8 protein-coding genes and 1 tRNA gene are annotated in these 9084 nt (G+C 69.0%); 7 read left to right on the top strand and 2 right to left on the bottom strand.

Going from position 1 to position 9084, the window contains the following annotated elements; genetic code table 11:
* Positions 1 to 112: 112 nt before the first annotated feature.
* The gene (locus tag ASG29_RS13835) at positions 113 to 763 is read left to right on the top strand and encodes an epoxyqueuosine reductase QueH (RefSeq protein ID WP_055984973.1); all 651 of its coding nucleotides are present in this window, start codon (positions 113 to 115) and stop codon (positions 761 to 763) included.
* Between the two features lie 181 nt (positions 764 to 944).
* Positions 945 to 1021: transfer RNA gene (locus ASG29_RS13830), tRNA-Pro, on the top strand.
* 18 nt (positions 1022 to 1039) lie between these two features.
* On the opposite strand, the gene ASG29_RS13825 is transcribed toward ASG29_RS13830, so the two are convergent.
* Entirely contained in the window at positions 1040 to 2335 is a 1296-nt protein-coding gene (locus tag ASG29_RS13825; protein WP_055984971.1) for an FAD-dependent oxidoreductase, read from the bottom strand.
* A 78-nt stretch (positions 2336 to 2413) separates the two neighbouring features.
* On the opposite strand from ASG29_RS13825, the gene pnuC reads away from it, so the two are divergent.
* The gene (gene pnuC / locus ASG29_RS13820; protein WP_055984964.1) at positions 2414 to 2995 is read left to right on the top strand and encodes a nicotinamide riboside transporter PnuC; all 582 of its coding nucleotides are present in this window, start codon (positions 2414 to 2416) and stop codon (positions 2993 to 2995) included.
* Positions 2992 to 3507, top strand: a complete 516-nt coding sequence (locus tag ASG29_RS13815) for an AAA family ATPase (RefSeq protein ID WP_055984961.1) — start codon at positions 2992 to 2994, stop codon at positions 3505 to 3507. The genes pnuC and ASG29_RS13815 overlap by 4 nt, the downstream gene beginning before the upstream one ends.
* A gap of 36 nt (positions 3508 to 3543) precedes the next feature.
* Here the strand turns inward: ASG29_RS13815 and ASG29_RS13810 are convergent, their stop codons facing one another.
* The gene (locus ASG29_RS13810) at positions 3544 to 4422 is read right to left on the bottom strand and encodes an outer membrane protein (RefSeq protein ID WP_321163198.1); all 879 of its coding nucleotides are present in this window, start codon (positions 4420 to 4422) and stop codon (positions 3544 to 3546) included.
* A 154-nt stretch (positions 4423 to 4576) separates the two neighbouring features.
* Between ASG29_RS13810 and parE the strand changes: the two genes are divergently transcribed.
* From parE to argF, 3 genes are all read left to right on the top strand, one after another.
* Positions 4577 to 6559, top strand: coding sequence for a DNA topoisomerase IV subunit B (gene parE / locus ASG29_RS13805; RefSeq protein ID WP_055984955.1), 1983 nt, complete (start codon positions 4577 to 4579; stop codon positions 6557 to 6559).
* A gap of 219 nt (positions 6560 to 6778) precedes the next feature.
* A complete protein-coding gene (locus ASG29_RS13800) occupies positions 6779 to 7978 on the top strand; it encodes an aspartate aminotransferase family protein (RefSeq protein WP_055984951.1) in 1200 nt (399 codons plus the stop codon).
* A 148-nt stretch (positions 7979 to 8126) separates the two neighbouring features.
* Positions 8127 to 9047, top strand: a complete 921-nt coding sequence (gene argF, locus ASG29_RS13795) for an ornithine carbamoyltransferase (RefSeq protein ID WP_200932467.1) — start codon at positions 8127 to 8129, stop codon at positions 9045 to 9047.
* Positions 9048 to 9084 lie beyond the last annotated feature (37 nt).

The following is a 9084-nucleotide window of genomic DNA, read 5'->3' as shown; positions in this document are numbered from 1 at the left end:
GGGGGGGGGGGGTAGCCATCAACGCTACCGCCTGTGGCGATCCCCCTCCACCCCGCCGCTGCGCGGCGCGGTCCCCCTCCCCGTGCCGGGGAGGTTATGGTAACGACGCCCCATGACCGATCTCGTCCGCCCCGTCCTGACCCCGCCAGAGGGGCAGAAGAAAGTCCTGCTCCATTCCTGCTGCGCGCCATGCTCGGGCGAGGTGATGGAGGCGATGACCGCGAGCGGGATCGACTATACGATCTTCTTCTACAACCCGAACATCCATCCGAAGGAGGAATACCTCCTGCGCAAGGAGGAGAACGTCCGCTTCGCGCGTGAGCACGACGTGCCGTTCGTCGACGCCGACTACGACACCGCCAATTGGTTCAAGCGGGCCAAGGGGCTGGAATGGGTGCCCGAGCGCGGCGAGCGCTGCACCATGTGTTTCGACATGCGGTTCGAACGCACCGCGCTGTACGCGCATGAAAACGGCTTCCCCGTCATCACGTCGTCGCTCGGCATCTCGCGCTGGAAGGACATGAACCAGATCAACGGATCGGGCGAGCGCGCGGCGGGCCATTATCCCGACCTCACCTACTGGACGTTCAACTGGCGCAAGGGCGGCGGCGCGGCGCGGATGATCGAGATCAGCAAGCGCGAGCGGTTCTACCAGCAGGAATATTGCGGCTGCGTCTATTCGCTGCGCGACAGCAACGCGCACCGCGTCAGCCAGGGGCGCGAGGAGATCCGCATCGGGGAATTGTTCTACGGGGCGGAATGAGGCGTTCGTCCGCTGCCCATTTGTGTCCCCGCGAAGGCGGGGACCCAGACTGGACTCCCGCCTTCGCGGGAGAACATCGAGCGCGACGGGCGCCCTGGGAACGACGAAACCGAGGCGCGCGGGCAAATTAGGCTTGCGACGCGCCCGGCGGGCGTCTAGGCGCTCCGCTTCCGCAATGTGTCGGGGCGTGGCGCAGTCTGGTAGCGCACTGGTCTCGGGGTCCAGGGGTCGTAGGTTCGAATCCTATCGCCCCGACCATTGCGGTGTTTCCCCGATCTATTCCCGCGCGCCCAGCATCGCGTCGATGGCGGTGAACTTCTCCCGCGGCGCGCCCGCGCGCGCGTTCGCGATCTCCGCCCGCTCGATATTCTGCCAGTCGCGGAACGTGACGACGTCGACGCCGCGTCCGGACAGCAGCGCGTCCAGGCCGGGGCGTCCCGGCTTGCCCGAATCGTCGCCGATGTCGGTGGCGATATGGTCCGCGATCAGGAAACCGTCCGGCCGGTTGGTCCCGATCGTCCCCGTCGGACCGCGCCGTGCCCAGCCGACCGCATACAGCCCCGGTGCGATCCGCCCCTCCTCGTTCGCGAACCGGCCAAGGTTCGCGTCATACGGCACGCCCTCCACCCGCGGCGTCCGATAGCCGATGCAGCTGACGACGATGCCCGCGGGGATCGCATAGGTTTCCCCCGTCGCGACCGCGCGCCCGTCCGCATCGAGCCGCGTCCGCTCCACGATCATGCGTTCGACGCGCCCGTCGCCCTCGATCCCGACCGGCTGGGCGAAGAAGTCGAACACGACGCGGATCGGCTTGTCGGGCGTCGCCGCGGCGAAGGCGCGCAGGTGCGCCACCGACTTGCGCAGGCCCGGATCGAGCGCGGCATCGTCCGCCGCCGGGGGCAGGTCGTCCGCGTCGACGATCGCGGCGGCGCGGTGCAGGTGCGCCAGCTCGCCCAGTTCCTTGGGCGTCATCGCGATCTGGTGCGGCCCGCGGCGCGCCACGATCGTGATCGTCTCGACCGCATGATCGCCCAGCGCGTCGAGCGCGTGGCCGACGATGTCGGAGCCCGCGAATTCGTCCGCGGTCTTCGCCAGGATGCGCGCCACGTCCAAGGCGACGTTGCCCGCGCCGACGATCACCGCGCCGGGGCCGTGCAGGGCGGGGGCGAGCGCGGCGAAATCGGGATGGCCGTTGTACCAGCCGACGAACGCCGCCGATCCGATCACGCCGGGCAGATCGCCGCCGGGAACGCCCAGCGACCGGTCGTCCGGCGCGCCGGTGGCCAGGACCACGGCGTCGTACAGGTCCAGCAGTTCGGGGACCGACACGTCGCGCCCGACCGCGACGTTGCCGACGAAGCGGACGTTGTCGCTGAGCGCGGTCGTCTCGTACCGGCGCGACACCGCCTTGATCGATTGGTGATCGGGCGCAACGCCGGTGCGGATCAGGCCGTAGGGGACGGGAAGGCGATCCAGGATGTCGACGCGGACGCCCTCGCCGAACGTCTTCTGACACGCCTCCGCGGTATAATAGCCCGCCGGGCCGGAGCCGATCACCGCGACGTGCCGCATCCCATCACCTCTCCGCTTGTCGCACGGGAGTCGTAAAGCGTTGGCGCGGGAGGGCAAGCGTGGTTACGGGCCGCGGTCATGACGGTCATGGAATGGATCGCGGCGCTGCTGGGCGTCGCCTGCGTCGCGTTGGCGGCGATGCGCAGCGTATGGACCTTCCCGACCGCGATCGGATCGGTCGTGCTGGTCGGCGTCGTGGTGTTCGACGCGCGACTGTACAGCGACGCGCTGTTGCAGGGGTTCTTCGTCGCGGCGAACCTGTACGGATGGGCCGGATGGCGCGCGGCGCGGGCGCGCGACGGGGAGATCGCGGTGGGGTGGATGACGCCCGCGTCGCGCGCCGCCTGGGCGATCGGGATCGTCGCCGCGGCGCTGCTGTGGGGCGGCGCGATGCAGCGCTGGACCGACGCTTCCTATCCGTGGTGGGACGCGGCCATCGCGGCGGGCAGCGTGGCGGCGCAGGTGCTGATGGCGCGGCGGCGGATCGAGAATTGGGCGCTGTGGATCGCGGTCGACCTGGCGTCGATCCCGCTCTACCTGGCGAAGGGGCTGTCGATGCTGGCGGCGCTGTACGTCGTCTATCTCGCGCTCGCGATCGCTGGGCTGGTCGGCTGGTCGCGCCCGCGGGCGCGGTCCGCGGCGGGGATCGCGGCGGCATGACCCTGCGCACCATCTGCCTGCACGGGCCGGAAAGCACCGGCAAATCCACGATCGCGCCGCGGCTGGCGGACCATTTCGGCGGCACCGTCGTCCCCGAATTCGGCCGCACCTATTGCGAGCGGTACGGCACCGATCTGTCGATGGCGGACCTGATCGTCATCGCCCATGCGCAGGACATGAAGGGCCGCGCCGCGCTGGCCCGGGGCGACGTACCTGTGGTGATGGATACCGATCCGCTGATGAGCGCGGTGTGGGCGGACATGATGTTCGCGCGCCGCGATCCGTGGTTCGACAAGTGGGACAATTACGCCGACCTGTACCTGCTGTTCGACATCGACCTGCCGTGGGAGGCGGACGGAACGCGGATGTTCGGCGGGGCGAGCGATCGCCAGAAATTCTTCGACCTGTCGCAACGCGAGCTGGAACGTCGCGGCGTGCGCTGGGAGATCGTGGGCGGGGAGGGGAGCCGACGCTACCTGAACGCGCTGGAGGCGATCAGGGCGGCGGAATAGGCCCGCATCCGTCGCGACGGATGCGGGCCGTCCGTGTCAGAAGCGGAACGCCGCGGTGGCGCGGATCGAATGCCAGCGGAACTTGTCGTCCGAGCGCCGGAAATCGGTGCCCTGCACGGTGCCGCCGTTGCCCGCGTTGGTGAACGGCGTTCCCGCCGGACCCGCCGCGCGCACGCGGAAGTCGTTGTCCTGATACTGGTGGTACAGATATTCCAGACCGACCGAGAAGTTGTTCCCGATCTTCTGCTCGACGCCGCCGCCGCCCTGGATGCCGAACTGGTTCTTCTTCCCCGACTGGGTGAAGCTGTTCGTGCTCTGGCTGGACGTGAAGTCGCGGTCGATCCGGGCATAGCCGGGGCCGAACGTGCCGTAGAACAGCGTCTGGTCGTTGGGCGTGAAGCCCGCGCGCGCGCGGATGCCCGCTTCCCAGCTGATGCTGCGGTACATCACGTAATTGGCGGGGGTGGAGGAGAAGCCGGTGACCTGGTCGTTGATCTCGGTCTTCCCGAATTCGCCGACGACGCCGACGACGATCCGGCCCATCTGCTGGTCGATGCCGACGCGGCCGTAATAGGCCCAGCCGTCCTCGTCGTTGCGGCAGCCCGCGCCCGCGGGTGCCGCGGGATTGCCCGCCGAGGTGCGCCCCGGCGCATTGGCCGACACGCCGCGGCCGTTGCAGAAGCCGGGGGCGAAGGCGTTGCCGCCCGTGCCGGTCAGCACGGTGTCGCCGAACCGGCCGTCGAGGTTGCGATCGAACAGGATCGACCCGCCGTCGTTGCCCTGCACGTCATAACCGCCCGCCGCGCCGACGTAGATGCCGTTGAAACCGGTCTGGCCCGCGTCGGTCCCGTCCTGCGCCATGGCGGGAACCGCCACCGTCATCGCCGCCACGGCCATCACAAACGCCTTCGTCACATGTCTTCTCCGTCTGTCGAATTCGGGCGAGGAACGGCGCCCGCCCCGCCGCGGTTGCGTTGCAAAACATTACTGTGGATCGGTGTGGCGCATGGGTGACACCGCCTCGGTGCGCGGGCTTGGGTTCGCGCCCTGTTCCGGCTATGCCCGCGTCATGGCCGATGACCTCTTCGCTTCCGCCCCCGCCGGACAGCCCGCGTACGACGCGTCCGCGATCGAGGTGCTGGAGGGGCTGGAGCCGGTCCGCCGCCGCCCGGGCATGTACGTCGGCGGGACGGACGAGCGCGCGCTGCATCACCTGGCCGCCGAGGTGCTGGACAACGCCATGGACGAGGCGGTAGCGGGCCATGCGACGCGGATCGAGGTGACGCTGGAACCCGGCAACCGCCTGACCGTCGTCGACAACGGCCGCGGCATCCCGGTCGATCCGCACCCGAAGTTCCCGGGCAAGAGCGCGCTGGAGGTCATCCTGTCGACGCTTCATTCCGGCGGCAAATTCGCGGGCAAGGCCTATGCCACCAGCGGCGGGCTGCACGGCGTCGGCGTATCGGTCGTCAACGCGCTGTCGAGCGACACGGTGGTGGAGGTGGCGCGCGACCGGATGCTGTATCGGCAACGGTTCGCGCGCGGGCAGACATTGGGGCCGCTGGAGACGGTGGGGGCGGCGCCGAACCGGCGCGGCACGTCGGTGGCGTTCACGCCCGATACCGACATCTTCGGCCCCGAACTGTCGTTCAAGCCCGCACGCCTGTACCGGCTGGCGCGGTCGAAGGCGTATCTGTTCGCGGGCGTCGAGATCCGCTGGAAATGCGCGCCCGAGCTGGTGGAGGGGACCGACACGCCCGCGGAGGGGGTGTTCCAGTTTCCCGGCGGCCTGGCCGATCACCTGCGCGAACAGATCGCGGGCCGCGAATGCGCGACCGCGCAATTCTTCGCGGGCACGCAGGACTTTCCCGACAGCCAGGGGAAGGTGGAATGGGCGGTCGCCTGGCCGTTGTGGAGCGACGGCAGCTACAGCTGGTATTGCAACACCATCCCGACCCCCGACGGCGGCACGCACGAACAGGGCCTGCGCCAGGCTTTGGTCCGCGGGTTGCGCCAGTTCGGCGAGCTGGTCGGCAACAAGCGCGCGAAGGACCTGACCGCCGACGACGTGATGGTCGGCAGCGAGCTGATGCTGTCGGTGTTCGTGCGCGACCCGCAATTCCAGTCGCAGACGAAGGACCGGCTGACCTCGCCCGAGGCGGCGGGGCTGGTGGAAAAGGCGATGCGCGACCACCTCGATCACTGGCTGAGCCACAACATGGACCGCGGCAAGGCGCTGCTGGGCTACGTCCTCGACCGCATGGACGAACGCCTGCGCCGCAAGGCGGAGCGCGAGGTGAAGCGCAAGACCGCGACGTCCAGCCGCAAGCTGCGCCTGCCCGGCAAGCTGACCGATTGCGCCGCGGACAGTCCCGAAGGGACCGAATTGTTCATCGTCGAGGGCGATTCGGCGGGCGGTTCGGCGAAGCAGGCGCGCGACCGCAAGACGCAGGCGATCCTGCCGATCCGCGGCAAGATCCTGAACGTCGCCAGCGCCACCGCAGCGAAGATCATGGGGAACCAGGAGATCGCGGACCTCGTCCAGGCGCTGGGCTGCGGCACGCGCAAGGACTGCCTGCCCGATAACCTCCGCTACGAGCGCGTCGTCATCATGACCGACGCCGACGTCGACGGCGCGCATATCGCGACGCTGCTGATGACCTTCTTCTTCCAGGAGATGCCCGAACTGGTGCGGCGCGGGCACCTGCACCTCGCGCAGCCGCCCCTGTACCGGCTGACCGCGGGAACGAAATCGCTCTACGCCCGCGACGACGCGCATCGCGCCGAACTGGAGAAGACCGCGTTCCGGGGCAAGAAGGTGGAGGTCGCGCGCTTCAAGGGGCTGGGCGAGATGAACCCGTCGCAGCTGCGCGAGACGACGATGGACCCCAAATCGCGTTCGATGATCCGCATCACCTTGCCGCAGGAATATGAGGAGCGCGCGGGCGTGAAGGACCTGGTCGACCGCCTGATGGGCACGAACCCGGCGCACCGCTTCGCCTTCATCCAGGAGAATGCGGCGCGGCTGGAGGAAGACGCGATCGACGCGTGAGGTGCGCACGCCGTCATGCCGGGCCTGTCCCGGCATCCATCGTGCCGCGAGCGCAAACGGCGTTCCTTTCGCGGTACGATAGACCCCGGATCAAGTCCGGGGTGACGGGTGCGCGCGACGCGACCGTACCCCGGGGTTGTGGCGCGCCCTTCCGGCCATTATCACGCTTCTCCGGGGCGGTCCTGTCGGGCCGCCCTCGCTATTTCAAGGAGAAACCCCGTGTCCATGCCAGCGCTCATGCCCGTCTACCCGCGGTGCGACGTGCGGCCTGTGCGAGGGGAGGGGTGTTACCTGTATGGCGAGCGCGGGGAGAAGTATCTGGACTTCGCCGCGGGCATCGCGGTCAACGCGCTGGGCCACGGCCATCCCGCGCTGGTGAAGGCGATCGCGGATCAGGCCGCGACGCTGATGCACGTCAGCAACCTGTACGGCAGCCCGCAGGGGGAGAGGTTCGCAGCACGGCTGGTCGACGCCAGCTTCGCCGACACCGTGTTCTTTACGAACTCGGGGACCGAGGCGGTGGAATGCGCGATCAAGACCGCGCGCCGCTATCATTTCGCCAACGGCAATCCGCAGCGGCACACGCTCATCACGTTCAACAACGCCTTCCACGGCCGCACGATGGGCGCGATCAGCGCGACGAACCAGGCGAAGATGCGCGACGGGTTCGAACCGCTCCTGCCCGGCTTCGCCTATGCCCCGTTCAACGATCTCGACGCCGCATTGGCGCTGATCGACGATCATACCGCAGGCTTCATGGTCGAGACGGTCCAGGGCGAGGGCGGGGTGACCGCCGCGACGCCCGCGTTCCTGCAAGGGTTGCGCAAGGCGGCGGACGAGCACGGCCTGCTGCTGGTGCTGGACGAGGTGCAGTGCGGCTACGGCCGGACCGGCAAGATGTGGGGATACGAGCATTACGGCATCACCCCCGACATCATGAGCGTGGCGAAGGGCATCGGCGGCGGCTTCCCGCTCGGCGCGTGCCTCGTCACCGCGGAAGCGGCGAAGGGGATGGTGTTCGGGACGCACGGCTCCACCTACGGCGGCAATCCGCTGGCGATGGCGGCGGGGGAGGCGGTGCTGGACGTGATCCAGGGCGACGGCTTCCTCGATCATGTCACGACGATGGGCGAGCGCCTGCGCGCCGCGCTGGAGCAGATGATCCCGAACCACGATCACCTGTTCGAGCCGGGCCTGCGCGGCAAGGGCCTGATGTTGGGCGTGAAGCTGAAGCCGGAGGCGGATGCGCGCGCGTTCGTGGCGCACCTGCGCGACAACCACGGGCTGCTGACGGTGTCGGCGGGCGAGAATGTCGTCCGCGTGCTGCCGCCGCTGGTGATCGAGGACGCGCATGTCGAGGAGTTCGTCCAGCGGATGAGCGACGGCGCGCGCGTGTTCGTGCCGGCGAGCGACGATTGACGGTCCCATACCTCCCCCGGAGGGGGAGGGGGACCATGCCGGAGGCATGGTGGAGGGGTAGTCGCCACGGGCGGTGCGCTGGAGGAAAATACCCCTCCACCACCGGCTTCGCCGGCGGTCCCCCTCCCCCTCCGGGGGAGGTATGATGATGTTGCGCCATTTCCTGAATTTGTCCGACGCGGGACCGGACGCGATCGCCGCGATGCTGGCCGACGCGCTCGACCGCAAGACCGCGCGCACCGGCTGGCCGAAGGGCCGCGTCGATGCCGACGCGCCGCTGGCGGGCCATGTGCTGGCGATGGTGTTCGAGAAGAATTCCACCCGCACGCGCGTCAGCTTCGACATGGCGATCCGGCAACTGGGCGGCAGCGCGATCGTGATGGACGCGGGGCAGATGCAGCTTGGCCGCGGCGAAACCGTCGCGGACACCGCGCGCGTCCTGTCGGGCTATGTCGACGCGATCATGATCCGCACCGACGATCATGCGAAGGTGGAGGAGATGGCGCATCACGCCACCGTCCCCGTCATCAACGGCCTGACCGACGCGTCGCACCCGTGCCAGATCATGGCCGACCTGCTGACCATCATCGAACAGGGGAAGGCGCTGCCCGGCCTGAAGGTCGCGTGGCTGGGCGACGGGAACAACGTGCTGGCGTCGATCATGGAGGCCGCCGGGCTGATGCAGTTCGACGTCGTCGCCGCCTGTCCGCAGGGGTTCATGCCCGCCGACGGCGACGTCGCGCTGGGCCGCGGTCGCGCGCGCGTCGTCGCGACGCCGGGCGAAGCGGTGGCGGGCGCGGACGTGGTCGTCACCGATACGTGGATCTCGATGGGACAGGCGCAGGCGGAGACGAAGCTGGCGGCGATGATGCCCTATCAGGTCGACGCCGCCTTGATGGCGCAGGCGAAGCCGGATGCGAAGTTCCTCCACTGCCTGCCCGCGCACCGCGGCGAGGAAGTGACCGCGGACGTCATCGACGGCGCGCAATCGCTGATCTGGCAGGAGGCGGAGAACCGGCTCCATGCGCAGAAGGCGATCCTGCGGTGGTGCTTCGGGCAGATCGGTTGAAGGCGGCGTCGGTTGAAGGCGGGGACGGTCGTCACCA

The sequence above is a fragment of the Sphingomonas sp. Leaf412 genome, from assembly GCF_001425405.1.
Lineage (GTDB): Bacteria > Pseudomonadota > Alphaproteobacteria > Sphingomonadales > Sphingomonadaceae > Sphingomonas.
The sequence above is the reverse complement of the archived record's forward strand: the minus strand, read 5'-3'. Positions and strand labels throughout refer to the sequence as shown.

Excerpts from the sequence above, each read along its gene's own strand:
- ASG29_RS13835 (WP_055984973.1), top strand. The coding sequence starts at position 113 with ATGACCGATCTCGTCCGCCCCGTCCTGACCCCGCCAGAGGGGCAGAAG.
- ASG29_RS13825 (WP_055984971.1), bottom strand. The coding sequence starts at position 2,335 with ATGCGGCACGTCGCGGTGATCGGCTCCGGCCCGGCGGGCTATTATACC.
- pnuC (WP_055984964.1), top strand. The coding sequence starts at position 2,414 with ATGACGGTCATGGAATGGATCGCGGCGCTGCTGGGCGTCGCCTGCGTC.
- ASG29_RS13815 (WP_055984961.1), top strand. The coding sequence starts at position 2,992 with ATGACCCTGCGCACCATCTGCCTGCACGGGCCGGAAAGCACCGGCAAA.
- parE (WP_055984955.1), top strand. The coding sequence starts at position 4,577 with ATGGCCGATGACCTCTTCGCTTCCGCCCCCGCCGGACAGCCCGCGTAC.
- argF (WP_200932467.1), top strand. The coding sequence starts at position 8,127 with ATGTTGCGCCATTTCCTGAATTTGTCCGACGCGGGACCGGACGCGATC.